Origin of the sequence: Halobacterium sp. R2-5 (assembly GCF_011734195.1) — an archaeon.
In the GTDB taxonomy this organism is placed as follows: Archaea; Halobacteriota; Halobacteria; order Halobacteriales; family Halobacteriaceae; genus Halobacterium.
The window spans coordinates 150722-177136 of the sequence record NZ_JAANTH010000003.1 but is presented as its reverse complement, the minus strand read 5'-3'; the positions used below and the strand labels follow the sequence as shown (position 1 = coordinate 177136).

General features: G+C 56.6%; 24 protein-coding genes and 1 pseudogene. 18 read left to right on the top strand and 7 right to left on the bottom strand.

The window, feature by feature from the left end; all coding sequences use genetic code 11:
* Positions 1-149: 149 nt before the first annotated feature.
* Positions 150-704, bottom strand: coding sequence for a hypothetical protein (locus tag G9C83_RS15390; RefSeq protein ID WP_167247537.1), 555 nt, complete (start codon positions 702-704; stop codon positions 150-152).
* 203 nt (positions 705-907) lie between these two features.
* Here G9C83_RS15390 and G9C83_RS15385 point away from each other — a divergent pair, with 203 nt between their 5' ends.
* Both G9C83_RS15385 and G9C83_RS15380 read left to right on the top strand, forming a co-directional pair.
* Positions 908-1477 carry a hypothetical protein gene (locus tag G9C83_RS15385; protein ID WP_243838095.1) on the top strand — a complete coding sequence of 190 codons (570 nt, stop codon included), beginning with the start codon at positions 908-910 and terminating at the stop codon, positions 1475-1477.
* Between the two features lie 273 nt (positions 1478-1750).
* A complete protein-coding gene (locus G9C83_RS15380; RefSeq protein WP_167247535.1) occupies positions 1751-2938 on the top strand; it encodes a hypothetical protein in 1188 nt (395 codons plus the stop codon).
* A 1011-nt stretch (positions 2939-3949) separates the two neighbouring features.
* Here the strand turns inward: G9C83_RS15380 and G9C83_RS15370 are convergent.
* Complete coding sequence (locus G9C83_RS15370) at positions 3950-4315, bottom strand: hypothetical protein (protein ID WP_167247530.1); 366 nt, start codon at positions 4313-4315, stop codon at positions 3950-3952.
* A gap of 230 nt (positions 4316-4545) precedes the next feature.
* Between G9C83_RS15370 and G9C83_RS15365 the strand changes: the two genes are divergently transcribed.
* From G9C83_RS15365 to G9C83_RS15335, 7 genes are all read left to right on the top strand, one after another.
* Positions 4546-5451 (top strand): phosphatase PAP2 family protein, encoded by a 906-nt coding sequence (locus G9C83_RS15365; RefSeq protein ID WP_167247528.1) that lies wholly within the window; start codon positions 4546-4548, stop codon positions 5449-5451.
* 186 nt (positions 5452-5637) lie between these two features.
* The gene (locus tag G9C83_RS15360) at positions 5638-5904 is read left to right on the top strand and encodes a hypothetical protein (RefSeq protein ID WP_167247526.1); all 267 of its coding nucleotides are present in this window, start codon (positions 5638-5640) and stop codon (positions 5902-5904) included.
* Between the two features lie 279 nt (positions 5905-6183).
* Positions 6184-6771, top strand: coding sequence for a universal stress protein (locus G9C83_RS15355; protein ID WP_167247524.1), 588 nt, complete (start codon positions 6184-6186; stop codon positions 6769-6771).
* Between the two features lie 218 nt (positions 6772-6989).
* Positions 6990-8369, top strand: coding sequence for an MEDS domain-containing protein (locus G9C83_RS15350; RefSeq protein WP_167247522.1), 1380 nt, complete (start codon positions 6990-6992; stop codon positions 8367-8369).
* A gap of 360 nt (positions 8370-8729) precedes the next feature.
* Positions 8730-9116 (top strand): hypothetical protein, encoded by a 387-nt coding sequence (locus G9C83_RS15345; protein WP_167247520.1) that lies wholly within the window; start codon positions 8730-8732, stop codon positions 9114-9116.
* Between the two features lie 83 nt (positions 9117-9199).
* A complete protein-coding gene (locus G9C83_RS15340; protein WP_167247518.1) occupies positions 9200-9727 on the top strand; it encodes a hypothetical protein in 528 nt (175 codons plus the stop codon).
* A gap of 336 nt (positions 9728-10063) precedes the next feature.
* The gene (locus tag G9C83_RS15335; protein WP_167247516.1) at positions 10064-10333 is read left to right on the top strand and encodes a hypothetical protein; all 270 of its coding nucleotides are present in this window, start codon (positions 10064-10066) and stop codon (positions 10331-10333) included.
* Between the two features lie 187 nt (positions 10334-10520).
* Here G9C83_RS15335 and G9C83_RS15330 read toward each other — a convergent pair whose 3' ends face one another.
* Positions 10521-10838, bottom strand: coding sequence for a hypothetical protein (locus tag G9C83_RS15330; protein WP_167247514.1), 318 nt, complete (start codon positions 10836-10838; stop codon positions 10521-10523).
* 118 nt (positions 10839-10956) lie between these two features.
* On the opposite strand from G9C83_RS15330, the gene G9C83_RS15325 reads away from it, so the two are divergent.
* Positions 10957-11187, top strand: a complete 231-nt coding sequence (locus tag G9C83_RS15325) for a HalOD1 output domain-containing protein (RefSeq protein ID WP_167247511.1) — start codon at positions 10957-10959, stop codon at positions 11185-11187.
* A 45-nt stretch (positions 11188-11232) separates the two neighbouring features.
* Here the strand turns inward: G9C83_RS15325 and G9C83_RS15320 are convergent, their stop codons facing one another.
* From G9C83_RS15320 to G9C83_RS15305, 4 genes and pseudogenes are all read right to left on the bottom strand, one after another.
* Positions 11233-11577 (bottom strand): hypothetical protein, encoded by a 345-nt coding sequence (locus tag G9C83_RS15320; RefSeq protein WP_167247509.1) that lies wholly within the window; start codon positions 11575-11577, stop codon positions 11233-11235.
* 77 nt (positions 11578-11654) lie between these two features.
* On the bottom strand, positions 11655-12305 hold the full coding sequence (locus tag G9C83_RS15315) for a helix-turn-helix domain-containing protein (RefSeq protein WP_167247507.1): 651 nt from the start codon (positions 12303-12305) through the stop codon (positions 11655-11657).
* Between the two features lie 244 nt (positions 12306-12549).
* Positions 12550-12684, bottom strand: a pseudogene (locus G9C83_RS15945) (IS6 family transposase); the annotation flags it as partial.
* A gap of 316 nt (positions 12685-13000) precedes the next feature.
* On the bottom strand, positions 13001-14515 hold the full coding sequence (locus tag G9C83_RS15305) for an amidohydrolase family protein (protein ID WP_167247505.1): 1515 nt from the start codon (positions 14513-14515) through the stop codon (positions 13001-13003).
* 96 nt (positions 14516-14611) lie between these two features.
* Here G9C83_RS15305 and G9C83_RS15300 point away from each other — a divergent pair, with 96 nt between their 5' ends.
* From G9C83_RS15300 to G9C83_RS15265, 8 genes are all read left to right on the top strand, one after another.
* Complete coding sequence (locus G9C83_RS15300; RefSeq protein WP_167247503.1) at positions 14612-15274, top strand: helix-turn-helix domain-containing protein; 663 nt, start codon at positions 14612-14614, stop codon at positions 15272-15274.
* A 649-nt stretch (positions 15275-15923) separates the two neighbouring features.
* Entirely contained in the window at positions 15924-16718 is a 795-nt protein-coding gene (locus tag G9C83_RS15295) for an IclR family transcriptional regulator (protein WP_167247501.1), read from the top strand.
* A gap of 140 nt (positions 16719-16858) precedes the next feature.
* On the top strand, positions 16859-18883 hold the full coding sequence (locus G9C83_RS15290; protein ID WP_167247498.1) for a hydantoinase/oxoprolinase family protein: 2025 nt from the start codon (positions 16859-16861) through the stop codon (positions 18881-18883).
* 92 nt (positions 18884-18975) lie between these two features.
* Positions 18976-19836 (top strand): uroporphyrinogen decarboxylase family protein, encoded by an 861-nt coding sequence (locus G9C83_RS15285; RefSeq protein ID WP_167247496.1) that lies wholly within the window; start codon positions 18976-18978, stop codon positions 19834-19836.
* A gap of 43 nt (positions 19837-19879) precedes the next feature.
* Complete coding sequence (locus tag G9C83_RS15280; RefSeq protein WP_167247494.1) at positions 19880-20236, top strand: acetone carboxylase subunit gamma; 357 nt, start codon at positions 19880-19882, stop codon at positions 20234-20236.
* The gene (locus G9C83_RS15275) at positions 20233-22380 is read left to right on the top strand and encodes a hydantoinase/oxoprolinase family protein (protein WP_167247492.1); all 2148 of its coding nucleotides are present in this window, start codon (positions 20233-20235) and stop codon (positions 22378-22380) included. Before G9C83_RS15280 ends, G9C83_RS15275 begins: the two co-directional genes overlap by 4 nt.
* Positions 22377-24437 (top strand): hydantoinase B/oxoprolinase family protein, encoded by a 2061-nt coding sequence (locus tag G9C83_RS15270; protein ID WP_167247490.1) that lies wholly within the window; start codon positions 22377-22379, stop codon positions 24435-24437. Before G9C83_RS15275 ends, G9C83_RS15270 begins: the two co-directional genes overlap by 4 nt.
* Positions 24438-24900: 463 nt before the next feature.
* Positions 24901-26355, top strand: coding sequence for an amidohydrolase family protein (locus G9C83_RS15265; protein ID WP_167247488.1), 1455 nt, complete (start codon positions 24901-24903; stop codon positions 26353-26355).
* The last annotated feature ends 60 nt before the right edge of the window (positions 26356-26415 follow it).

The following is a 26415-nucleotide window of genomic DNA, read 5'->3' as shown; positions in this document are numbered from 1 at the left end:
TGTCCCCCAGAAATTCAGGGAGGTACAGCTCTTACTCGCTGATTCTCTGTCATCGAAGATTCTTCTACACACCATATTGGTGGGCTAAGTACAAAGTACAGGCGAACGTTACAGCGTTCGAGAGAATTCTCCAGTCCACGAGAGAACGTCTATGCAGTGTTTATCATCCAACAATTCTGCGAGATAACCGTCCCACCGGCAATCCCACGACGTTCACGAACTAGCCGATGCTCCGAAACCAGATACTGCACCCTGTACTCACGGGCGTCCACCGGCTGCTCTGTCTGCGTCTCCTCGCCGGTTGTCCGTTGTGTCGTCGATACCATCTCGCCGAGTAGTTCGACCGTGTAGTCCCCTGACTCCTCGGAGACACGCTCAACGATGAGCGAAACCAGTTCTTCGTCCTCGTCAATGGCGGCGGCCACATACGCCTGTTCGAACTCCCTCACGTACGCCGTGACACCGTCCTTTGAGAGTGTCTGCGGGCGAGCAGGCAACCCGTCAATATCTGGAAGCGGCTGGCAGTCCTCAGGCAGACGGTCTGTCGTCTGCGTCGAGGTCGTGTGCAATCCTTCTGTGGTCGTCGTCTCTGCCGGGGTGGTTCCCGTCTCGTCTCCAAGGTTATCGTCCATGCCGAGACACCCAGCTACGGCCCCGAGTCCAGCCACGGACGAGATCGTCGTAAGTACTGCCCGGCGTTTCATACGAAGTCACTACCGGGGCCTCTGTAAAGGGTTTCAGGGGACTCAACAAACGACTGTACCATCACTCGCCAGGAAAGGGCCGACGAGAAGATATACCGGGAAAATCACTGGAGGGTACGCTATTTCCGACGGGGGCTGAAACATTAAGAGCTGAATCGGCCAGTACAGACAAGACATTTACATGTTCGGGAGATTGTGTCCGTATGGCTACGACAGCGGCTAAATCACTTATTATTCTGGGACTTATTGGTAGTCTTCTTACCATCGTTGGTCTTTGGCCTGAATATGGGCCGTTAAATGCTGACCTTCCGGAATTAGCAACCATCCTTCTCCTTCTGATTAATCTCGGATTTGTAGCAACTGGTTGGTTCTGGTTCCGAGAGTCTACACCCAGTCAAATTCGATACGAGCAGATTCCAGCGCTCGTAATTAGTCTGGTCGGTATCACGGGTATCGTCGGGAGTCTTGCCGTGTTTCAGCCGTGGCAGTACACTGGGATGGCCGCCGGCCTATTTTCCATTTCTACCGGTCTGTTCGTTATTCCCGGTATCGGGCTGAGTCTGAGTGGTTATCTCTGGTTCCGTCAGCGGGAGATGCGGTATCCACTTGCCTTGATGGCTGGTCTACTGGCTGTCGGTCTCTTATACATCATCCGTCAGCAATCAGATGCTATCATTGGAATTCCGCTCTCTGTGGTTGTCGTCGCAATTATCTTCCTTCTGCCAGTTGTCGTCACTCTCCGCGTTATCACACCCGAGTCGTTAGCAAGGTAACTACGTATACCTCTGACCGGGTGTTTCACTCCAAATCAGCTGGGGAGAACCCATCTCGGTGGTTTGGCGTTTCGCTAAGCACAGGGGAAGAGCGGACTGATGAGCGGTACTTCTGACAACCGACACGCCCTCTAAGACAAAATAACGTACATGTGTCATTGTAGGAAGTAGTATGAAACACCGTCGTGTCCTCCTCGGCGCTCCCGCTGCTCTCTCGTTGACCTCGGGGTGCCAGTCAATACCGTTTTACCCGCTACGCCGTTAGATCATTCCATGACGGCCTCGAAACGACGTGCGGCGCTCGCCGTCGGCGTCGCCCTCCTCCTCGTTACCGCCGGCTGTAGCGGCGGGACGACCCCCTCCAGCACCACCGAGAATACTGACACACCTACGACCACGACTACGGCTACCCCTACCACGACAGCTAGTTCGACGACCACGGCTGGTACGTGGTCGCCGAACGTTAGTGTCGAGCAGTATCCTCCAGGCGTCGCGGACAACGGCACGCTCACAAATCATTCCGAATTGATCAATGCGCACTTCGACGCGACGGCAAACAAGTCAATGGAACTCACGTACAGAGAGTCCCCTTCGAGCCAAGAAGACGTCTATCGCTACGCGCACGGGTCGAACAAAACACCGTTCCTCACCTTTTCTAATCGCTCAGACGAGACCGTTCAAATGGTAGAGGAGAGATACCAGACGGATACCCACGGCTACGAGAGGATGACAGGTAACAACGGACACCACTACTTTGTCACCCAGAACGAAATCAGAGATGGATTTCTCTGGGTAACCGAGCCTGAGCAGACCGCACGGTACGAACTCACTGGTTTCTTCTACGCCGGAAACTACACTGTCAACGGCACTGTCGAGCGTGATGGCCGGACGTTCGTCGAACTCACAGCCAACGAATCAACATTCGACAATGTTTCATCGTACGACGGGCGTGCACTCATCGCCCCCGAGGGAGTTATCCACAGCGCCGAGCTGTCCCTTCCCGACCCCGAAACGGAGGGCGAATATTACAACTACTCGGCTTCCCTCGATACCGACGTGAACTGGTCTGGGGCTCCGTCGTGGGTCGCAGACCTCCCTCATCTCTCAGTTTCGATGGTCGAGGACGGACACGCGCTCGAACTCCGCAACACCGGCGGAGCAACCCTTCCAGCGAACGCGTCCTTCGAGGTCTACGTGAAGAACATGAGCACTGGAAACCAGACGGACATCCACCGCTCGAACGCTGACGCGACCGGGAACATCACCACGGGTGCACCGCTCGAACCCGGTGATGCCGTCTACGTGACCGGACACACAGAAGAGAATTCGACGTCGTTCACGCTCCACGACGAACGTGTTCGCGGGGAATACCGCTTCCCGACAGCCAAAATCGTCGGTAAACACGAGAACATCCAGTTCGAATTGGTAACGGGCCTGGTTGAGGACAACGCCACGGTTTAGAGGAGTTCCGTATCACGTTCGACCGTTAGTGGTTCACTGAGAATACGATTCGCTTTTGAGCGACGCCCAATATCGAGGCAACTCTTCGAGGGCCCTTCTTCGGGCGCTCACTGCGCTCACGAACTTCGAGGGTAATGCAGAACAGGATCAATTGTAATAAATTGTCCAGAGTACCTCCACAGAGAGGAGCAATCACCATCAACGAAACAGAATCAGTAGACCGATTCTCGTGACGTATCGGCCCAGGTGCGTTCGTCACACCGGATGACGAAACCCATACACGGACTAGTCCATCAAGCACGCAGATCCCGCCGTTGTCCGGCGATTCGTGGCCAGAAGCAGTTAGCGGGCGCGAAGGGCACCAGTAATACGCTGTGACGAAACCCGGATATTCCTCCACTGAGAGGGAAGGGAAGTGAGGTCGGGATTTAGATATAGTAGACTACAAATCGAACTCGCCGATTTGCAGGAGTACCTAGTTAGGAAACCTGTCGAAAGATACTCTCATCAGGCTACTAGCCGATAGACCGCCTCGATTCGATCTAGTTGATTCTTCAGTCGGAGGTCAGCAACCGCTTCTCGACCATTGGACCGTTCCCCGGATCGAAGCGCTTCTACGAGAGCGTCTGCGAGCACTTCGTCGTCGTTGGCAGCCGTCGAGTGGCTCACACCCGCAACCCGCTGAGCGGTATCCCCGACATCAGTCGTAATCACTGGGAGATTACACGCGAGTGCTTCTTTGACCGTGTTCGGCGCCCCTTCTCGCGTCGAGGTGAGTAGCATCGCTCCGCGGCGTTCATATACCAGAACACGCGATCATGCGGGACTCCCGACATCGTCTGAAGTTTCACCGGGTCGTCGAGCCGGGAGCGGGCCACGTCCACGATGCGCTCCGCCTGTGGGAAGTTCTTCTCCTCGCGCGAAGGCCCGTAAGGGAACAGCACCCGGTGCCCCTCAGAATCCCAGCCGACTTCCTTATGGTCTCGCTGAGCACTGAATTGCTGCGGCAGACTAGGTACTAATCGTTACCTGCCCGTCGTTATCGATGCCAATTGTTGTCGCCGAATCATCACTAGGGAAGGTGTATGTCCTCACGGTCGTATTCCCATCGACGGTCACTGCGACCTGGTACTCGCCGTTTTCGCCAAAGGATTCCAACTGAGTCCCTGATTCAGCATCGAGCGTCCGACCTGCCGAATAGACCAGTTCTTCACCCTGACTAATTTCAACCACGACCGCATGGCTGGTATCATCTTGGTTGACAAGCCGGACGGTGTCGGTTGGCGTACTGCTGTTCTGGAACGCACTACAGCCCGCGGAGACGACGAGGAGGGCAACCACAAAGCCGAGTGCGATCTTTCTAGTTGGAGGGCTCACAGGCCAAGGACACCCACGACGCAAAAAAGAGTTGCGCTCAAATCACGTCGGTCGCTACTGAGACGACTTGCTGAAAGTTGACACCAAGTGAACGCTCGCCTTGCAAGTAGACTTCCCGACCTAACGGCTGTTTCGATAGATAGCTGACCGAGAACGCGAGATATTCGGGCAGTATCAAGTACAGGGCGAGGTCTTAACGGTACTACAGCCGAGACGTCCCCAATACGAATATGATCGGAGGTGATCGCGGTCTCGGGGTGGCCGAAGTACTTCACGGATGGACCTCAGAGCCGGCTCTCATCGTCTTCGCTCTACTAACCCAGCTCGGCGACGTTTGGTTTCTCTTCCTGTTGGGGGGTCTTCTGTACATCGCCGGCGATCAGTTCCCGCGATGGGGGATCGATCGGCGGCGTGGTCTGTTCGTTCTTGGTCTCGTACTCACGTATGTGGCTCTCATCGGGGTGCTCAAGAATTTCTTCCTGCTCCCTCGGCCCCCGGGTGCGGGTGAGGCACCCGTCATAGCATGGCTTCCAGCCATCTTCCAGGGCGTGTTAGCTTCGATTGCAACTGGGTCGGGCCCCGGATTTCCGAGTGGTCACGCCTTCGGGAGTACGCTGGTGTGGGGTGGATTCGCACTCGTCGTCTTCGAAGACGAGCTCTGGCCGGGATGGCTCGGAGCCGCAGCTGTCGTCGGTCTCGTCTCGCTGTCACGACTCATCTTGGGTGTCCACTATCTTGTTGACGTCGTGGTCGGGGTTGGTCTCGGAGTGGTGGGGCTGGGCGTGCTCTACGTGGTCGCCGACCGAGGTACTGCCCCCGGTCGAGTGCTTCTCGTCGCGGTTGGCGCCGGCGCTATCGGGCTGATCCAGGGAGTTACCTTCGAGAGTGTGGCCGCGCTTGGAAGTGGCGTCGGCGGGTGGCTCGTCTGGCGTGGTATCGCCGACGCAACGCCCGCTCATCCGTCAAACCGCCGAGAGGCAGCTGCTGGATTCGGTGTGTTCGGATTGGCAAGCGGTTTCTTTGCGGTGATGTATGCCGTTGAACCGCCACTGTTGGCCACGTTTTTCGGCTCCACGATCGGCGTCGGTGGGGCCATTGTCGCCCCGCTGGCCGGTGAGAAACTCCTTGATTGGTAACGTGACTGCGTAGCTGAGAGGTGGCCAGGGTGGTCGTATCCCTCTGGACGAACAATACGCATACCTACTGGGCGGCTGTTTCACCCAAAATCAGCTGGTGAGAACCCGCTTCAATGGGTTGAGTACCTTTAGTAAGTACAGACGAACGATTTAGCATTTCGTCCCGTTCCTGTCGGATGGTTTTCCTTGGAGGAACTCCGGCAGCTCGCAAAGATGAGAATGGAGGAGTTCGAGAAGTGGTTCAATTTCCTCCCATTGAGGGCCTTTCTGTATCGTCTTCTCGGCTTCGTCCCACCTGATGTATCCAAGTGTTTCGAGTTTGGGGAGATGGGAGTGATACAGTTGTATGTGGTCCCTCTCAGCGTCGTGCGGAGTGATTTCAGTGTAATTGATAGACTCCTCTTCCTCCGCCTCATAAAGTCCGAACAGCAACCGGCGACAGCAAGTATGTGATAACGCACCCATTACTCGGTCCGTCTCGTCCGCGTTAGGCCTGTGTCCCAGCACTAAATTCGTGTCTCCCAAGATACATTATAAACTTTTGTGAACGCTCTAAAGGTTTAGTAGGTGATTGAACATACTAGACTGAGGTATCAGATGGAAGCCGAGAAACAATTATACCGGCGACGCTTAGGTTTAGATGAACCATCTATCGCCCATCGTGGGCGACAAAAACCGTCGCCCGATCTATTCTGGCGAGTAATCAAATCCGACAGTCTCCACCCACGAGTAATGCCAGCATTCCCAACCAAATCACCACCGTTCAAATTCGCTATCACCTATCCGACCGGCCTAAGTAGAAGCAATCCGCTGCTACGCCACGTCAATCGACAAGACGCCTATACTGGGGACGCAATCGTTCGCCAAGAATTCGGCTTCACTGACGTAGAAGGCCTTGAGGACGTGACAATCAACCACTACGGCCCGGGGACAAATCAGGCTATCAGCTCGATTTTCGTCCCTGTTGCGGGTGGCCCAAATAGCGATGCTGCTGTGACGCTAGCCAGCAGTATCGCCTCTGAGTGGGCCGCCTCAATTACGCTGCTGACAGTCATCCCAGAGGGCGCAACTGATAATCAAAGACAGGTAGCCGACCAACGATTAGATACGTATGCCGAGATGGTGGCTGACAGTTCGGTTGTGACAACCCTCGTTCGCAGCGACGATGTTGTCCCGACGATAGCAAAGGAAAGCGTCGCGCATGAACTGCTCGTCATCGGAGCGTCCGAACGGTCACTATTCAAACGCTTTTTTGGTGGGACGATTCCCGAGCAACTCGGGCAAGAGACACACGCACCAATCTTCGTCATCAGCCAGTAAGCTACCACCGCTACACAGTCGTTGCTAGCGCGGATTCTTTATTCAGGTTCACGGCTGAAATTGCACGACTGAATCGAGAAGGAGGTTCAAATCGAGCGCCACCAGTTGTCTACTAGCGACTCACGGCCTTGCGCCGTGAGTTCGACACCGCCTCGATGAATCTAATTATAAATTATCTATTAACACAGTTCTTATACCTCCATCTCAAAGTGGCGGCAATGACGGAGGGACGACCCGAGTCGCCGTTGGCAACAGAAACAACGCGCCAAGCGACCACCGCAGACCTCCGAGCAGAACTCGGGTCCCAGAAACTACCACGTCACCTCGCACTCTTCTACCGGTCGAACGAATCCCAGCTAGCTGCTACCACAGCCTTCCTCGTCGAAGGCCTCCAGTCCGGCCACCGCTGCATCTACCTGCTTGACGTCAATACCGCTGCCGAAATCAAAACTGCACTCCGGCGAGCCAACATCGACGTCGAGGGACGTATCGACGCTGGCGATCTCGTCATTCGAGATGCGGAAAATATCTACCTCGAATCTGGCTTCGACCCCGCCGAGATGATCACGACGCTCGAAGACGAAGCCGATGCTAGTGTTGCGGATGGCTACGATGGGTTGTGGGTTGCCGGTGAGAACTCGTGGTGCTTTCATACGGACCAGTCATTTGACCACATTCTCGACTTCGAAGCGGACTTCGATGCAGCCTGCCCAGACCTCCCCGTTACCGCGCTCTGTCAGTACGATCTCGAACGCTTCAACGAGACTTCGGTCGCGAAAGCTCTCCGGACCCACGAACAGATTATCTACCACAACCAGCTCTGCACGAACCCTTTCTACATCCCACCCGAGGACTATCGCTCGTCTGGTAGCCCGGAGTTGAACGCGCAACTGATGCTCGAGCAGGCGTATTCGCTGACGAACGCCCGCCGCGACATCGACGAACGCGAACAGCGGTTGGGTATCGTCAACCGCGTTCTCCGGCACAACATCCGCAACGACCTCAACCTCGTGAAAGGGATGCTCGAACTACTGGACGAGACGGAGTCGTTGTCCGCCGAGAGTCACCAGCGACTGGCGATAGCCATCGAGCATGCTGAGTCGGTCGTCGAAATGGCGGAGAAAGCCCGCTACATTCAACAAACAACGGGCGATACTGCGGTCGAGCCACAGGACCTTGGCCCAGTCCTCAGGACAGCCGTCGAAGGGGCGACAGACGAATATTCGAGTGCAGCGGTGGAGTTTTCTGGGGCTAAGGGTGTGAGGGTGCTTGCTGGGGAGGATCTGGCTGTTGCGTTGCGTGAGGCCATCGAAAATGGGGTTATCCATCAGGAGAGGGACTCGCCACACGTTGTCGTGTCAGTCTCGACGCCAAGCGAAGACACGGCCCGAATCGAGATTCGGAATGCAGGCGTGATTCCGGACTCGGAACGGTATACATTGGAGAAGGGCGAGGAGACCCCGTTAGAGCATTCGAGTGGGCTTGGCCTCTGGCTAATCAAGTGGATTGTCGAGAATGCTCACGGGTCGATTAACTTCCCAGACTCGAATGCAGGAGAGACGTGCCTCCAGATCGAATTGTATCGGGTCCCCTCATAGGAACGGAACCATTACGGGATGGTCAGGACGCACGTAGCCGACAAGACGTAGATTGGAACGTCCCTATTCTTATCTGTGCGACTCAATTTCCGTCTCGTCGTTGTGGCGCTGTACGTAGCCAGCGAACCGTTGGAGTGCGTCCCAGCTGCGGAAAGAAGGACTATCTCGGAAGCGATGAGGCATCAAGAACACGATCATATCTGAAAGCCAACGAGCAGCGCAAGAGGTGTTCGCTATCGGCCCGGTCAACTGACTGAATGTCACGGACGCCCAACGGGTCAGAGAACCCATGACAATTCCAGTGGTTCGCCTTCAGTAGTAGGGGCGTCACCTATACAGGATGGTTGGTATAGACTGGATGTGGCTAAGTCCCCTCAACTCCATGATTTCCCAATCGAGAAACTCGTAGATGATCTCGGTTCAAACTTGCAGATCGTCGCCGAATACAACACGGACACCTACAACGATCTCTACGTTTCCGATGACGTAATCGACGAGTTTGGTGGCTCTGACAACTATGAAGACCAGCGGCAGAAGATAGAAGAGTTCCTCCGGATGGATTTTCTTGACCGGCATGCGTATGGCGATATCGTCCCCGGCGCAGGGGATTCAGAATTATTTGTCACACTGGCAGCTAACGTCCTCTTGGTTCGCTTCTTTCAGCATGACGATGCGCTATTTGTCTCTGTCGAGCGGAACGGGTCTGTCGGCCATGTGATCGACACAATTGAGGAGCGATTCCGATGACTGGCCATAATCGCGATTCAACTACCGGTGTTGATTCGACTGCTTTACGAAAGGCGTCCTCTGTTCTGGTGGTCGCCCCACAGATGAGTGAAGCCACAGATCAGGTCTGCCACGATTTACTTCGACCAGAGAACCCCGCAGAAACAGGCGTCATCAAGATGTCCTATCATTTTTCACTCTCTGAGATTGCTGATAGATGGCTTGAGAGAAATCCCGATGCTCAATCGAGGTTACATTGTCTGAGTATCACTGATAGTGATAGTCCGACTCCCCAGGGATATGGCGAAAATGTCTCGTTTGCGACTGCTCGGGCAGATGATCTGACTGGGGTTGGTATGAAAGTCAATCAAATTGTTGGGGAACTAGGGGTGAATCAAACAGATATTTTGGTCTGTCTTGATTCACTTGATGCGATGTTGATGTATACGGATACACGAACTGTGTTTCGGTTTATCAGAACAATCTCGAACTTCCTTTCGGCGAACGATGCACAGATTCATTTTCATATTGATCCATCACGGGACCAGCAGGAGCTTACCACGCTGAAATCAGCGGTCAATGCGATTGTCGAAGTAGATGAAACTGGGGAGGCAAGTATCAAAGTACGGTGATTCCCATGAATAGTTCTCGTATCGTCTGAACCACTCATCCACTCTATAGGACAGTGAGTTTCGAAAGGCGTAGAAAACTCTCGTAGCAGTACAGACCGCCCAACAAGACACTTATCTGGGGGAGCAAGAGTCTGAGATATGCCGCGAACGGTGACGGTTCGCGTTTGGACGGTTCTCGCTGTGGTTTTGGTCGCGAGTGGAGCCACACTCTACGCTGTTGGCACGCAGGAGTCAGCTCCCTCTCAGCCGGACGCTGAACGTATCTCTGTCGCTCCAGTCGAGGGCGAACCAGCGTCAGTGGTGAACAGCTCTGCACTCCCACCCAAGCAACGTGGCGTGTTCCTGCTTGCCATCGACCCCGGGGAGTTCGGGAGCTTCTCCACGACAGATACCGAACTCAAAGCCGCGTCGGACGGGCTCCCGGACGCCGTCAGATACGACGGCACCGTCTACGAAATCCGTGATGGAGTCGGTGGGGGTGCCGACCACGTCTACCTCCCCCTCAAAGAGTGGGCAGGAATCGCGCTTGTAGGGCTCGGAGCCGTTCTGTTCTTCACCTTCGAACTCCCAGCACAGCTAAACCAGCCCGAGAACAACAGCCCGTGACCGCTAAGTTCAGGAAATTCAGTTAGCAATCTGCTCATCTGGACGAATTATTTCGTCTCAGAACGACGGGGATCGTCAACACTCCGGGTGTGCATTGGCTTCCGAAGATACTCAACCATCTGCTCGATGTCTTCGTCTGTGATGCCGTACTCCTCGGTTGACGTCTCTGCACTGTCGCGTTTCCCACTCATAGTGCCACCTCGTCTGCGAGAAGGTCGGCGTCGTGTTCAGCGAGTGAGTCGAGAACTGATTCAGTCATCTCGAAATTCGGGCCTTTCGTAATCGTGTCCGCGTCTTTCTCCCAGACGATGAGACCGTAGTCAGCCATCTTCGGCAAATGAAGATGGTGCATCGCGCTATCAGCACCGTCGACATCAATAACGGAGAACGTCGCCTCGTCGGGTGGGGAGTCAGCAATGAGCGAGGCCAGCAGTTCGCGTCGATTGGAGTGGCTCAAGACAGCGAGAACGTCATCTACGGAAATTTCAGCGCCGGAAACCATCATACTGTATATGGCCACCCTGAACGGTTAAACCCCATATACACCCAGAAATCTTCTATCACAAGAGATTCGATGGAATAATCGAGGAGGATTAAGTAATCACTCGTGTTTATAATAACCAATGAGCGCTTCTCCCTCAGAGCAGATTGTCACCAAGATAGCAGAGGAGAATAATGCCGGCGTGACGGCGTTGCCACCCCTGTACGACACGATTGACCCAGAAAAACTAGATGCTCTTATCCAGAGTCTGGAAGACGGGAGTATTTCCTTCACCTACGCGGGCTATGAGGTGACAGTTACCAGCGAGAAGGAAGTCACGATTGCTGACCCAACTGTGGCCAAGCACTCGTGAGAATCTGGTTCTCACTCACAACACGACAAGTTTCTACCCGGCTGTTTATTGAACCGCCACTACGTACTCGGGTTCCGACTCCCCGATGCGGAGCTGCCCCTCCAGATGGGAGTGGCCAAGATAGCTGACCGTCTTGTTCGCCGCATCGTAGTCAACGACACCGATACTGCTCAGTTTCGGGAGCGCTACATGATGGAGCCGTACCACTGCCTTGTCTTCGTCCGTGTCTTTCTCGTGGGCGACGGCGGTTGAGAGATCAGCGACCGAAGCAGCGCTTTCGGACGCATCGCTGAAGTAGTGCAGGACGAAGCGACAGTACCGGTTGGAGAGCGCGGCGTGGAGTTCATCTTCCGTCGGCGTACTGGTTCGAGCGGTATCTTGAGAGAACATGCGGATACCTGAGATACGACCCGCATCGGATTCAGGCTGACCTATGACTATCCAACCGCTTTTTACGCCGTGGTGGGTCAGGCGTCGAGTGATGTAAGGGTGCTACCGAGGATGCGGCGCGTCCCCCGCCGTATCCGGGAGGCCACCGCCTGCTGGGAGATACCGAGTTCCTCACCAAGTTCGGTCATCGTTATCTCGCGTGGTGTATCGAAGTACCCCCGCTCGTAGGCGAGGGTCAGTGCCTCCTGCTGTGAGTCGGTGATTGCGGCCTCGGCTCCGGTTTCGAGCGGTGTGAGCGCGTGCAGCGCCGTCAGTTCGATGGGAATGTTCTGCTGGCGGCAGCGGTGCTGGAACTCCGCGATGTCGCTGCGGTCGTCCCCGCGAATCTCGAAGGTCCACTGCTCGGCCGTCCCCTTCGCCTCGATAAGCGGGACCTCCGTCCTAGCTATCGTCGAGAGAATGTCCTCGTAGTCCGAGACCCACTCGACGCGGAGGAGGTACTCGTCCTCGACGGAGTCAATCAGTTTCATGTCCCGGATGCCCGGGTGGTTAGAGAACGCCGTGACGATGTCATCTGAGTGCGACCCCCGCACCCAGAAGTACGGAATCACCACGTCGGCCCCCGGCACGATGCGTTCGAGTTCGACCGTCGCGTTCGGTAATTCCTCGAAGACGGTGCCCAGCGGGAACTCGTCACCGGGAACGCGGAACGTCGCTTCTGTTGCCATTAGTGAATTTCGCGTGTCCAGCCGAAAAAGTCTGGCTTCGGGGTTCGACGTACACAACTGACGAGCGTGGACGAAGCTCACCATCAGAATGTTCCAATAACGATTACGAGGTTCGCAATTCTACTGAGCGGCTATTGCACTCCGTACTCTGGTGTAAAAGAACGCGCACCCAACGTCGAAAATACGGTAGATTTCACACGCTACGAATCTCCTAGCAGTACTATATCCGCACAATGGGCACTGTCTAGTTCTGGACCGCCTCGATCGGCGCTTTTCCATCGAGAGCTTGATACGGTCGTTGGCGCCTGTAGTAATACATGAACTGTTCAAGCCACTCGCGGACGCTTGCCTGACTGCCCACCCACGAGTTATGGAGGCGGACGGCAAACGTCCTGACGGGCGTCGCCGTCCGCTCATTCTTCCAAGATTCTTCTAAACCGTGTTCATAGCCCCCGCTGAGCAGGTCTGCGAGTATCTTGACCACGTAGCTCAACGACCTGTTCGCTTCTCAAACTAGCTCAACTTAGACAGTGCCGGTTACGACAATGGGTGATAGAGATTACAGAGCATGGGTTCAGCAAGTGGTCATTGCCTAAATTTGGTCATCCTTGGTGGGACAGCAACCGAGTGGACAGCTCGTAGTATCGGCGGAAACTGAGCGTGTCGTTGCCGAGCACCCCCTCGCGTATCTCGTATTAGGAGGGCAATCTATCCTTGATCGATTGGAACACGAGTCGCCCGAGCAACTGAGCGGGGCCACGCTTCGGCACATCACGGGCGACATCCAACGTACTCGGTGGCTCACTCTCCCCAAGCCCGAGGTCCCAGTCCGTCTCCGCCTCGAAGCGGTCCACCGCGGTCCCGACGCGGTCGCGCACGGCGTCAGCGTCCATTGTCTTCACGTCGCCGTCTTCCATCAGCACGTCGCCGTCCACGATGACTGTCGCTACGTCGGCGGGCGCGGCGTTATTGGTTACCTGCGCTGGGATGTTGGTCAGCGGCGTGAACTTCGGCTTGTCTACATCGAGCAGGATAACATCGGCTCGCTTGCCGGGTTCGAGGCTACCGACCTCGTCGCCGATGCCAAGCGCCTCTGCACCCTCGACAGTGAGCATCCGCACCAATTCCATCGAGGAGTACTGGCCGGCCGACCGCTTGAGGTTGGCTGCGAGTCGGGCCTGCCGCGCCTCACCGAACATGCTGTAGGAATCATGCCAGTAGTGGTCGTCGATGCCGAGGCCGACGTCGACGCCGGCCGCGCGGAGTTCCGGCACTGGCGTCCACTGCACGTCACCATCTGTGTTCCAGTAGCAGAAGATCGACGGGCAGTGCGCGACCGACGCGTCCGCCTCCGCCGTGCGCCGGATGTCCTCGTCGTCGGCGAGCCGGAAGTGGGCGGCCACCAGCCGATCGTCGAGAAGGCCGACGTCGTCGAGCAGGTCGAGGGAGTCCTCGGCGCCGTTCGCTCGCGCCATCGTGTTGCTCTCCTTGAGTTCGAGCAGGTGGGTGTGTACGAGCAGGTCGGGCCGCTCCGCGGCGAGGGCGGCGGTGCGCTCCCACAGCTCGCGGGTACACGACCAGTCGTCGTGGGGGTTGATCGTCGCCCGGATGCGGCCGCCGTACGTGTCGTGGTACTCGTCGATGAAGTCGCGGGCGCGGTCGAACTGCTCGTCGACGGGGACGTCCCAGAAGAGGTCGGAGAGCGCCGGCCCGAAGAACCCGCGGAGGCCCGCCTCACCGAACGTCTCCGCGCCCGCGCTCGGCCGGACGTCCATCGAGTTGACTGTGGTGACGCCGCCGGCGAGGAAGTTGAGTGCCGCCAGTTCGTAGCCGGCTTCGGTGAGGTAGTCGTAGTCGCCGTCGGCGATCTGGCCGTAGATGGCTGTCATCCCGCTCATCATCTCCATGAGGTCGAGGTCGCTGAACGCGCCGAGCAGCGGCGTCAGTTCGAGGTGGGTGTGGGCGTTGACGAGCCCCGGCATTACGAGCCTGCCCTCGCCGTCGATGACGCGGTTGGCGTCACAGGCTCGGTCACGGTCTCGGGTCGTTCGCACGTCGGTGAGGACACCGTCTTCGACCACAACTGTGCCATTCTCGTAGATTCTGTTGTCTTCGTCAACGGTTAGAACGACTGCATCGTGGACCACGAGGTCGGCGTCAGATATCGCGCCTTCAGTGGTATCTCCCAACTCACCGGTAGTTACCGTCATAGATGTAGGTAGGACCGTGTCTCCGGTGAGCGTTCTGCCGAGTATCGTCATGGGGTTTTTACACGAAGGTGGTGAAACGGCAGTCACGCTCAGTCGATGTCGTTGACTCGCCTCCAGATTTCGGCGTCGTTGGCTCCGGTAGTTCTTCCGGCGTTCTACGTCACGGCCACGGAGTCGTCAGCGATCTCGCAGTTGCGGCTCGTTGACTGGAATCTCGCAGCAGATGACGTGGCAACCGTTCTGTACGATGTTGACGGAGACACGAGGGTGTTCGTCGATGCCGCCCGTGAAACCGACGGGATTGAAGATGTAGAGGTACCGCGTTCTACCGGTGGCTCGGGTTTCGTGCTGGTTACGGCTACTCCCGACGCACTGCCGTTCTTCAGGACCTTTCTCGTGTTGACGGCACGGGCGGGGTTGCTTGTCAGGTCCCCAGTCACGTACAGCGACTTTGAAACGAGAGGTGAGGTAGTGGGAGACGCTGAGGCACTTCAAGCCGCAGTTGACACCGCGCCACAGACCATCGACGTGAGTATCGAAGAAATCGGGTCGCAACCTTCGGTACGGATGGACCCATTGTCCGCGTTGAGCATTCGGCAGCGTGAGGCTGTTCGTACTGCGTTTGAACACGGGTACTATCGGCATCCTCGGGAGACGACGCACGCAGAATTAGCCGATGAACTTGGGTGTGCGCCGAACACGGTCAGCGAACATCTCCAGAAAGCCGAAGTGAAACTCATCAAAGCCCTTGTTCCGTAGCGTGATTTTTGACGTAATATCGATTGGACCTACTCCAGCGCAATAGTTCCGCTCCTCGAACGTCCCGCTGAGCGGTTGGCCATACTACACTGAGCTTCTACTAGCAGTCATTCACTACTCGACGGTACAGATCGGTTGCTTAGTCACCTGCCGATGATTCGGCCAGAACGAGAGTCCACGCTGAATCCCACCCGTTTACGGGTGGGCAGCTCAATGTGTGCGAGATGCCAATTACTGCACCGGCAGATATTGTTACGAGACCGCTTGACGGGATTGATCGCTGAGGGTGTCTATTGGCATCGGAATTATTTGGATATGTCAAAGAAACCTTCCGCAATTTGATTTGAGATCGGGACCGATGATGCTTTCATCGTCCTCACGGGTCCTATTATTGTTCTATGGTATCGCCATGTTTGGATAATTGAAGTGGCCACTGGGTTCTATTACGTACGCTCTGCTATCTTGTGGCTATTTGAAAAAGACAGCTGATAATCCCGCAACCGATGGGGATTTAGACGATTATATTCTCTTATTATGTTGAATCGCGTGATATTCTCGTTATTATCCGGCGTACTATCTACTACCGAATCCTCTACAATTCATTTGATATATACAAACCACTAAGTACATCGGACAATGGGACAATAGCATGACAAGAGATGCCCCAACACGCCGAATCAAATCGGTGCGTCGAGCATGCTTGTTGCTAATTCATCTCCGCGAGGAGGGAGAAACTACTGTCACCGAACTCGCTGAGGAGTTCGACTTATCGCCGGGCACGATTCATACGTATCTAGCGACGCTTCGAGAAGCAGGATTCGTCGAACAACACGGTGACGAATATCGCTTGAGTCTGGAGTTATTGCCCCTTGGTGAACGTGTCCGCATGCAGCACCCACTCTATCAGGCAGCCCGAGACGAGGTTGACCGGCTTGCTCATGCGTGTGATGGTGTCGCTCACTTACTCATAGAGTACGAGGGCCAGTTGCTGATTCTCTACGAAGTGTTCAGCGAGAAGGCAGTCGGGAGGGACTTCCACGCACGGAAGCGTGATCAACCACAAGAACACATTCACTGCACGGCAGGTGGCAAAGCGATTTTGTCCCGGCTATCAGCCGAGAAGATTCACGACATTGTCGAAACGCAGGGGCTCCCGGTGTTCACTGACAAGACGATTTCTGAGACGTCGCGCCTATTTGACGAGCTGGAGAAAATCCGCGAGGAGGGCTACGCGCTGAACGATGAGGAGCAGATGCGCGGTATTCGTGCGGTTGGTGCGCCTATTGTTGACAGCAAGAACGGGATTATCGGGGCGCTAAGTGTCTCAGGGCCGGCGACTAACTGGCGCAGTTCGTATTTCCATGAGGAACTCCCCGATCTCGTCACTCGGTCTGCAAATAACACGGAAATCAACCTTCAGTCCAACTTGGACCGCCAGTACTGAACTCGAGGTGCCAAATTCACCACGCAACTCAGTAAACCCACTTCCGTACCCGGGTTTTGATTATAACGAATGTCGGGCTGATTAGTCGACCCATTCAGTGCGAACATTTATTATAGATATTGTTTACCACGTGGTGTGGCATGACAAGCCAAAGCAAATATTACGTCAGTATCGACACTGGCGGGACGTTCACAGACGGGTACGTATCGTATCCTGAAGGATCCACGACGGTTAAGGTCCCGACGACAGATCACGACTTGACCGTCTGCTTTCGAAACTGTATCGAGAAAGCAGCGGAGAGTCTCGACCAATCAACTGAAGGATTCCTCGTCGATACCGACGTCATCCGGTTCTCGACGACGATTGGGACAAACACGATCATCGAGCGATCTGGACCGCAGGTCGGGATGATTGTGTCCGAAGGACGAAAAGACGATTTGTTCGACGCAGAAATCGCAAGCGATGGTGGCGTCGCGGCACTGACCGACGAGAGCCTCGTTGCCAGTATTGACGAGCGTGTCGACGCACACGGTGAGGTTGTAGATCCCGTGGAAAGAGCGGATATCCTCGATGCCGCGAAGACGCTGATGAACCGCGGCGCGAAGCTGCTCGTCATCAGCCTCTCAAATTCCTTCTACAATACGGAAAATGAGGAACGGGCACGTCGCATCATCGAAACAGAGTATCCGCCACACTACCTGGGGCCGAATCAGGTGTTGACTGCTAACGAGGTCAGCAGTCGACCCGGGTATCTCGCTCGCTCCTATACCGCACTCATCAACGCGTACATCCACCGGCCGATGGCCCGTTCACTCTATAGGGCTGAGGACGACGTTCGCGACAGCGGTTACGCTAACCCACTTCTTATCGGTCAGTCAGCCGGCGGCGTCTCGGGCGTCTCGAAAACGGTCGCACTCCACACGTACAACTCCGGGCCAGTCGCCGGCGTACTCGGGGCGAAAGCGTTCAGTGACCTGTACGACCTCGACAACGTCCTGAGTACCGATATGGGTGGAACGAGTATCGATATCGGGCAAATAGACGATGGAACGGTCGAGCGAAATCTCGAACCATCGGTCACTAATATGCCAGTGCACATTCCGATGGTTAACGTTCACACTGCTGGCGCGGGTGGCGGTAGCATCGCCTCCGCAAACAACGGAACGGTCACAGTCGGTCCAGAAAGTGCAGGCGCTGAACCTGGCCCGGCATGCTACGACCTCGGCGGATATGAACCAACGACCACCGACGCCGACGTCGCGCTTGGTTACATCGATCCGGACTATTTCCTCGGGGGAGACCAGGAGTTAAATGCCGACCGTGCACGCGACGCAGTCGAGCGTGCAGTTGCTGACCCCCTTGATATCTCCATCGCGGAGGCCGCCTTGCGCGTACGGGAGACTGTCGACCAGAACATCGCCGACTCCATTACGGACCAGCTCGGCGACACCGATCCTGAGGACGTAACCTTGGTCGCATACGGCGGGGCTGGCCCAATGCACTGCTGTAGCTTCGCGGAGAAAGCGGGGGTAAGACAGGTTATCACGGCCCCTGCAGCCGCGGAGTTCAGCGCCTTTGGTGGTGCAACACTTGACGTCGAGCACCGCTACACGGCAGCCTTTGGCGACAAGTCGACGCTCGACGAACCGTCGGTGGATGTCAGGCGATACAACAACGTCGTTGAAGACCTCAAAGCTGAGGCAACCCAAGACATGCGTGGGGAGGGCTTCGAATCGGAGGAAATCACCTTCGACCTCACGATGCTCGTCCGTTCGGACCGCGGCGTTGAGGAGATCTCGATCCCATCCCGAATCGAACGCGCAGGAGATCTTGCTGACACCCTTGACTCGGTCGCGTCGGACCCCGAAGAGATAATCGATCTTGACACGATCGTCCTCACAGCAGTCGGCCCGGTTGCGACTGAGAAATTCTCGGAGGAGGACCTCCAAGGTGAGGATGCGAGCCACGCGCAAAAGGACTCTCGAGAAGCGTATTGGCCAGAGGACGGCTGGGTTGAAACTGAAGTCTATCAGCGTGAGGATCTCGAACCTGGGAACGAGGTTGTAGGGCGCGCCATCATCGAAGCCGAGGACACTACGTACGTGATTCCTGAATCCTGGGCGTTCGAGGTTGACCAGTACAATAACGGAATTATCGAACGATGAGCGCTCGGACCTCGCCAGCCATGTCGTATCTTCGCGGTCGTCAGTCGAAGCCGCGGCCGTACGTGCCGATTGTCGGGCAACTGGCTGCTAATGTGAGCCAGCTCCCCCCAGAGATTTTTCTGTCGAATGCCACTCAGCAGACCAACGCACTCCAGAGTTCCCAGCGGCTATTCGAGTCCGACGTCGTCTTCACGGGGGTCGATACCGCGCTTCTCGCGGAAGCACTCGGGGCGTCTGTCGAATGGGACGCTGCGACCGAGCAATTCGAGACGGCCGAACCGATTGTGTCGTCCGATGCGGTGAGTGACCCAACGACGGTTACAAACCGGGGGCGAGTTCCGACGGTGATTGATGTCGGGGAGCGACTCGTTTCGAGTCTCGACGAGCCCCTAGTCGTCGGTGTTGTCCCTGGACCCCTGACGACTATCGAGACCACCTTCGGGAACGCTGCAGCACTTGACGCTGAGTACACCAAACCAGTCCGGACAGCAATTGGCGAGCTTGGCCGTGCGTTCGGAAAGGCGGGTGTGGATGCTATCCTGGTGTATGAGGACGTTGGTCAACTGAACGGTGGCGAGGCTGCGGAGGCCATAGTGGAGACCCTGCAAGTGCTCGACAACATCACCGGGTTCTACGACACGCCACTGATGCTTGCTCCGAACGGCTACGACGAGACAACAGTCGACATCGTTCTTGATCAAGGAGAACCAGCGGCCGCGCTACTTGACACGGATGACCCGGCAGCGGTTGCTGTCGAACATCCGGACGTCCGTATTGGCGGCGGTATTACTGCCAACCTCCTCGACGCAGAGCCATCGGAGATTACAGCACGGGTCGAAGAACGGTGTCGGGATCTTCCAGCATCAGCGTTCCTCGCGAGCGGCCGAGAACTCCCGAGCGATGTACACCCGAACGCGCTCCACGCGGTCCGTGAGGGGTACACGGATGCATAGTTCGTCGAACGATCACTCACGAACGAGTCAAACAGCACGACAGATGCCAGACTCAAAATCCAGTACTGAAGCGGTGAAACGAGTTGCAGAGTACCTCGAGATCGATCTCGATACGGAACAGTGGCAGTGCCATAACTGCGGCGAGTCGCTAGGACCGGCAGAGGAGAACTACAAGCGTGGCTGTCTCGTTAACGAACGAGACCCCCGGGAGGTTCATCCGCCGCTTATCGACGATTCGGACTACACCTTTGCTCCGGATCCGGAGTGGGTTCGGATTGTGGAGTTCTACTGTCCTGGTTGCGGGACGATGGTCGAGAACGAGTATCTCCCACCTGGCCATCCGATTACGCACGACACAAACCTCGATCTTGAGAGCCTGAAGGAGGACTACAACCAATGACGACACAGATTAACATCGACGCTGGTGGAACATTCACCGACTGTTTCACGCTCCATGACGGCGAAGTCGTGTCAGCGAAGACGCCAACTACCGAGCATGACATGGCTGAGTGCTTCTTCCAAGGGATCGACAAGTGTGCTGAGCAACTCGGGCTGGGTCTCGATGACTTGATCAGTGACGTGGACTCGATTCGGTATTCGACCACGACTGCGATGAATCGACTGATCGAGCGTAAGGGCCCGAAACTCGGCCTGCTCACCACTGCTGGCGTGCAGGACTACCCCCAGATTGGGCGCGGTCCTCGATGGGCTGACGGACTCACTGATAGCGAGCAACGGAATATCTCGGACGCGAAAAAACCGTCGTATCTCGTCCCGGACTCCCGTACGAACGGAATCCGAGAGCGCGTCGACAGCGAAGGGAACGTGTTGCGCCCGCTCAACGAGGAGCACGCGCGCGAGCAGATTCGAGATCTCGTGGACAAGGGTGCTCGGGCCATCGTCGTGAACCTCCTGTGGTCATATGCCTACCCCGACCACGAACAGCGAATTCGCGAACTCGTTCGTGACGAGTATCCACCGTCGTATCTCGGGAGCATTCCCGTGTTCCTCTCCTCGGAGGTGATGCCGACCAAGAAGGAATACGAACGGACAAATACCACGCTACTCGACGCGTACCTCTCCGAGTTAATGCAGGAGCACATCGCAGATATCAAGGACCGCTTGGAGGCCCACGGCTACGAGGGCGATATCCAAATGCTCCACAACACCGGCGGAATGGCTGAGTCGTACAAGACTACAGCCGTTGAGACGTTTAACGGCGGTCCCGTTGCCGGACTAAAAGGCGGGGAGTACCTCTGTGATGTTCTCGGATACGACAAGGCTGTCGTGACAGACATGGGGGGCACGAGCTTCGACATCGGCATCCTCACCAAAGGAGGCGTCCAGTCCTACGAGTTTGAACCAGTGATTGACCGCTGGCGTGTCTCCGGCACCATGATCGAGTCGAAATCGATTGGTGCAGGTGGCGGATCGATCGCCTCGGTCAACGAAGAACTCGGCGGGCGTATCGAAGTCGGCCCGGAAAGCGCTGGTGCCGACCCAGGGCCGGCCTGCTACAACCGCGGTGGCACAAAGCCAACGGTGACTGACGCGGACGTCGTCCTCGGGTTCATCAACCCGGAGAAGTTCTACGCGGGCAACCAGCAGCTCGCGGTTGACCGTGCTGAAGAGGCGATTAAAACCCATGTAGCGGATCCGGCAGGGATGGATGTCACGGAAGCTGCGTCCAACATCCGACGAATCACGGATGGGAACATGGGGAACACCGTCCGCAAGGAGACGATGCTTCGCGGCCACGACCCGCGTGAGTTCATGCTGTACAGCTTCGGCGGCGCCGGTCCGCTCCACGCCGCCTCCTATTCGTCGTATCTCGACATCGACACGGTCGTCACGACGCCGTACTCGCCAGTGTTCTGTGCGATGGGATCAGCCACGATGGACACACTCCACATCTACGAGCAGTCCCACTCGATGTACCTACGCGACTCCGGCGAGGAAGCCGCGTACAGTGTAGACTACGACGCGTTCAACGAGGTTGTCGAGGAGCTGAAAGCGAAGGGGCGTCGCGACATCAAAAGCGAGGGGTACAACCCAGAAGACATCACCTATAGCCTCGAACTGGACATGCGCTTCGGGGGGCAGATTCACGTTGCTCGCATTCGCTCACCCCGTCTCGAACTCCACGAAGAATCAGATGTCCAGGCCATCTGCGAGCACTTCATCGACCAGTACAAGGACCGATTCTCGCCATATTCGGTCACGCCTGACCACGGCATCACCGTCGAAAACTTCGCACTCCGCGCCCGCGTCAAGAGTCCCGACATCGAACTCCCCACGTCGGAAATTGGCAGTCCAGACCCGTCGCCAGCACGAGCTGGATCACGTGACATCATGTGGGAGAACAGGGACGCCTACATCTCGACACCGGTCTTCGAGTACGAAGACTTGCACTCGGGAATGGAGATCGATGGCCCAGCGGTCGTAGACGCCGATTACACGACGACTGCAGTACCGGACGGCTGGACGTACAGCCTAGACGAGTACCGAAACGGCATTCTCGAAACCAACGGTGACACCCAATGACTGTTAACCGCGACCAACTAATCGACTGGCTCGACCTGGAAGAACCGTCCGCACAGGAACTGGCCTGCATGGACGAACTGCAGCACGGCGACTACGAGATTTACTCGGAACGCCTCCGCTTGATCCTCGACGAGGGGATGGACGTCTTCGTCCGATCGGGGGTATCGCAGTTCATCGCCGCCCGCGACCTTGCCGTCGCGGTCTACACGCCCGAAGGCGACCTCGTCGACTCGGCCGCTGGAGCGTACCTACACGTCGTCACGGGAGTTCCACCGCTCAAGTACGTGATTAACAACTTCGCCGACGACGAGACTGTCGGCGTTGAACCTGGCGACGTCTTCTACGCGAACGACGCGTTATACGGCGGTATTCACAACCCAGACCAAATCGCGTTCATGCCCGTCTTCCACGATGGCGAGATTATGGCCTGGATTTCTGCGGCTGCCCACACAACTGAGACCGGCGCTATCGAGCCTGGTGGGATGCCGATTTCCGCGCGAACGCGGCACGACGAGGGGATGAAGCTATCCCCCATCAAAATCGGCGAGGATTACAAGCTGAAAAGCGACCAGGTGGAGATGCAGAAGAACTTCATCTCCCGTGCACCGCGGATGCACGAGATTGACTTGCGGGCACGAGTTACGACCTGCGATCGGGTCCGCCGACGCATCAAGGACCTCATCATCGAAAAGCAGGGGCCAGACTTCTTCCGCGGTCTTCTCCGCCGAAACATCAAAGAATCCCGCGAAGGCGCGAAAAGACGCGTTGACGAGTGGAATGATGGAACCTTCCAATCGGTTCACTTCGCGGATACAGTCGGCTATGAGGACGGTCTCTGGCGGCTCAATGCGACGATGGAAAAAGACGGCCCGGAGATTCACATCGACTACAGCGGGACCTCACCGGAGAACGATGGGTCGTTCAACACGCAGCCGGTCGCTTCTATTGCCCACACTGCAAACTACCTATTCAGCGTTCCCTTCCATGACCTGCCGAAGAGCAACGGGACGTACGACCTTATCGACTTCAACATCCCGAAGGGGTCGATACTCTATCCGGACTCAGAAGCGTCCACAGTCCAAGCGGTCATGGTGAATCAGGTGATCATGGACTCAACGACCACCCTGTTCTCGCGATCGATGTACGATGACGACAGCGAGAACGAACACGTCACTGCACCGATGGCCAACACCGCACCCGGGTATGCCTTCGGCGGAGTGAACCAGCACGGTGAGCCAGTTGCGGACCTGATGTCGCACGCGCTCAACACGGATGGCACCGGTGGGCAAGCTCGACGCGACGGGGAAGACGAAGCGATTTTCCCGTGGTGCCCGTTCGGCCATGCCTCAAATATGGAGTTCGTCGAGAACGAGTACCCATTCACCCACCAGTTCTTCCGCCACGGCACGGACTCATGTGGGCACGGAAAACACCGCGGCGGTATCGGGATGCAGATTGGGTACATGATGCACCACGTCCCAACTGTCGAGTGGCTCTCGATCTGCCATAACTCCAAGCTGGTGACCGGGCAGGGTCTCTACGGTGGATACGCACCCCGCACCATTCCCGGCATCACTATCACCAACTCTGACCTGAAGGAACGAATGAAAAACGGTGATTACGTGCCCGACGATCTTATCGAACTCCTGCAGGACAAAACGCTAGACGCCGACTACAACATCACTAGCCACGTCCGTGAGTCCCAGCCGTACGAGAACGGCGACCTCTTCATCGGCCACTCGGGCGGCGGCTGTGGGTACGGCGACGTCCTCGAACGAGACCCCGATACGGTCATGGAAGACATTGAGGACAACCGCGTGACCCATCACTCTGCAAAGGAACTCTACCAGATTGAGTACGACGAAGACACCCTCACCGTCGACGAGGATGCAACAAAGGCACGACGCGAATCCTTCCGCGAACAGCGCCTTGAGGAGGCTGTTCCCTTCGAGGAGTTCCAAGACGAGTGGGAGGACAAGCAGCCACCAGAGGAAATCCTCGACCACTACGGGAGTTGGCCTGACGGCGAAAAAGAGAGTCCAGTCTTACGACAGTAACGCCCCGGTCCCAGCATTTTTCTGCCGACGGAAATGCGCGCAACAGAACGTCCGCGACGGAGCCATCAGCATCGCCATCAAGTAATCACGCGGAAACCAAGCCCTGGTTCGTCAAATTAGCAAGACACAACCACAAACAACGAAAAAGACACTCCCACACAGAACTACGACCACCGTTAACATAACACACAAAAGCGCCTAGGCGATTCTCCGACCAACCCAGCAGAAATCCAACCACTCACCCCAGGGTTCAGCGCCGCCCCGGCGAGTGTTCGAGGATCTCTCCCATTTGGGAATGGGGGATTGAGGACTGAGTACCATCGCTGTCCTTCGAAGCAATCAGCACACGGTAACTCGGGGCGTTCCCCACTTTCGGCATAAAAACCGAGTAGAGGCCCGATATGGCAGCAACCGTTAATAGTCGTCGAGACCAAATTCGTCACTCGACAGCCGGGTGGAGCGTATGAGCGATATAATCGTCCACGATGCAACAATCATCACGCTCGACCAGAGCGACCGGATCATAAAACGAGGGACGATTCGGGTAAGTGGGAACAGAATCACAGCAGTTGCCCCAACAACGAGTGCTGACCAGCGTAGTGAAGCCGCTCATGTGATTGATGCTGAAGGGAAAATCGCTATCCCCGGTCTTATCGATACGCATCGACACACCGATTTCGCCCTCGTTCAAGGACTGTTTAGCGACCTTGGCGGCGCAGAACTACTGAAGGAAGCGCTCGCGTTGTACCACACAGCAGAATCCACGCTCGGCAAGTCGTTCTTCGAAGCCGCTTGGGGTTTTGCCTGTCTCCGTCAGCTTTCACACGGGGTCACGACAGTCAACGCGATGGATTTCACCCCGGCAATCGGTGCAGAAGCTATCGGTCAGGCCGGTCTTCGCGGAGTCATCGGCCCCGAAATAGCGGATTTCCTGAAACCGAAGTCCGGACAGGAGCAGCTCCGCGATGCACGCCGGTTTATCGAGCGCTATCATGGTGCGTTTGACGGCCGCGTGCTGGCGAGTATCGCACCGGGTGGTGAAGTCGGCTGTTCGCGTGACGTCTGGCGTGGTGTCGCCGAGCTCAGAGACGACTACCCCGAGTTACGACTCCACACGCACCTCTATGATTCTCCCGCAGCCGAAACGATGGCTGCTGGGAGCGGTGCGGACGACCCGATCACTCTCCTTGAGCAGTTCGGGTTGCTTGATGACCGGACGCTACTAACGCACTTGCTTCATGCTGACCGGCGCGACGCACGTCGAATTGCTGAGGCGGGTGCGCACGTGGTTCACTGTCCGACAGTGTACAGTTACTTCCAAGCTGGTGAACAGGCGTGGTTTCCGCTCCCCGCACTGCGAGAGCACGGCGCGAACGTCGTCCTCGGTCTCGACGATCCGTTTTGGTTCGATTGTTGGGACCTCTTTCAGGAAGCCAAACACGCTCGGCTGTTAGCGAATTTCGAGTACAGAGCTCAGCAGTGGTCGTCTTACGACCTCCTGAAGATGCTCACAATCGACGCCGCCCGCGCGCTCGGGCTTGACGACCAGATCGGCAGCCTCAAACCGGGTAAACGAGCGGATTTGCTGCTCATCGACATCGATTCGCCGCGCCATCAACCGATCAGTAATCTCCCCGCTGCCCTCACAAATACGGTGACTGCTGGAGACGTGGAAACTGTAGTCGTCGATGGGGAACTCCTCGTGGACGGCGGGACAGTCAAAGCGATGGATGTCGAGGCTGTTCAGACGACTGCGGAGCACGAACGGGAACGCTTACAGCAGAATGCGGGATGGGAGACATCGATTTCGGGTAGCCGGCCGCCCGAGACGTCAATCCTTCGCCGCGTCTCACCTCGACCGCTAATTCGCGCAATGAAGCACTGGGGACAGGGGTCTGTAAACGAGTTTTTCCAGTGACCGGTCAGCGTCTCGTGTGAGAGCCGGTTTCAGAGCGAATGACGTTACCTGCAAGTGGTT

Excerpts from the sequence above, each read along its gene's own strand:
- G9C83_RS15390 (WP_167247537.1), bottom strand. The coding sequence starts at position 704 with ATGAAACGCCGGGCAGTACTTACGACGATCTCGTCCGTGGCTGGACTC.
- G9C83_RS15385 (WP_243838095.1), top strand. The coding sequence starts at position 908 with ATGGCTACGACAGCGGCTAAATCACTTATTATTCTGGGACTTATTGGT.
- G9C83_RS15380 (WP_167247535.1), top strand. The coding sequence starts at position 1,751 with ATGACGGCCTCGAAACGACGTGCGGCGCTCGCCGTCGGCGTCGCCCTC.
- G9C83_RS15365 (WP_167247528.1), top strand. The coding sequence starts at position 4,546 with ATGATCGGAGGTGATCGCGGTCTCGGGGTGGCCGAAGTACTTCACGGA.
- G9C83_RS15355 (WP_167247524.1), top strand. The coding sequence starts at position 6,184 with ATGCCAGCATTCCCAACCAAATCACCACCGTTCAAATTCGCTATCACC.
- G9C83_RS15350 (WP_167247522.1), top strand. The coding sequence starts at position 6,990 with ATGACGGAGGGACGACCCGAGTCGCCGTTGGCAACAGAAACAACGCGC.
- G9C83_RS15340 (WP_167247518.1), top strand. The coding sequence starts at position 9,200 with ATGAGTGAAGCCACAGATCAGGTCTGCCACGATTTACTTCGACCAGAG.
- G9C83_RS15330 (WP_167247514.1), bottom strand. The coding sequence starts at position 10,838 with ATGATGGTTTCCGGCGCTGAAATTTCCGTAGATGACGTTCTCGCTGTC.
- G9C83_RS15325 (WP_167247511.1), top strand. The coding sequence starts at position 10,957 with ATGAGCGCTTCTCCCTCAGAGCAGATTGTCACCAAGATAGCAGAGGAG.
- G9C83_RS15320 (WP_167247509.1), bottom strand. The coding sequence starts at position 11,577 with ATGTTCTCTCAAGATACCGCTCGAACCAGTACGCCGACGGAAGATGAA.
- G9C83_RS15315 (WP_167247507.1), bottom strand. The coding sequence starts at position 12,305 with ATGGCAACAGAAGCGACGTTCCGCGTTCCCGGTGACGAGTTCCCGCTG.
- G9C83_RS15305 (WP_167247505.1), bottom strand. The coding sequence starts at position 14,515 with ATGACGGTAACTACCGGTGAGTTGGGAGATACCACTGAAGGCGCGATA.
- G9C83_RS15300 (WP_167247503.1), top strand. The coding sequence starts at position 14,612 with ATGTCGTTGACTCGCCTCCAGATTTCGGCGTCGTTGGCTCCGGTAGTT.
- G9C83_RS15295 (WP_167247501.1), top strand. The coding sequence starts at position 15,924 with ATGACAAGAGATGCCCCAACACGCCGAATCAAATCGGTGCGTCGAGCA.
- G9C83_RS15290 (WP_167247498.1), top strand. The coding sequence starts at position 16,859 with ATGACAAGCCAAAGCAAATATTACGTCAGTATCGACACTGGCGGGACG.
- G9C83_RS15280 (WP_167247494.1), top strand. The coding sequence starts at position 19,880 with ATGCCAGACTCAAAATCCAGTACTGAAGCGGTGAAACGAGTTGCAGAG.
- G9C83_RS15275 (WP_167247492.1), top strand. The coding sequence starts at position 20,233 with ATGACGACACAGATTAACATCGACGCTGGTGGAACATTCACCGACTGT.
- G9C83_RS15270 (WP_167247490.1), top strand. The coding sequence starts at position 22,377 with ATGACTGTTAACCGCGACCAACTAATCGACTGGCTCGACCTGGAAGAA.
- G9C83_RS15265 (WP_167247488.1), top strand. The coding sequence starts at position 24,901 with ATGAGCGATATAATCGTCCACGATGCAACAATCATCACGCTCGACCAG.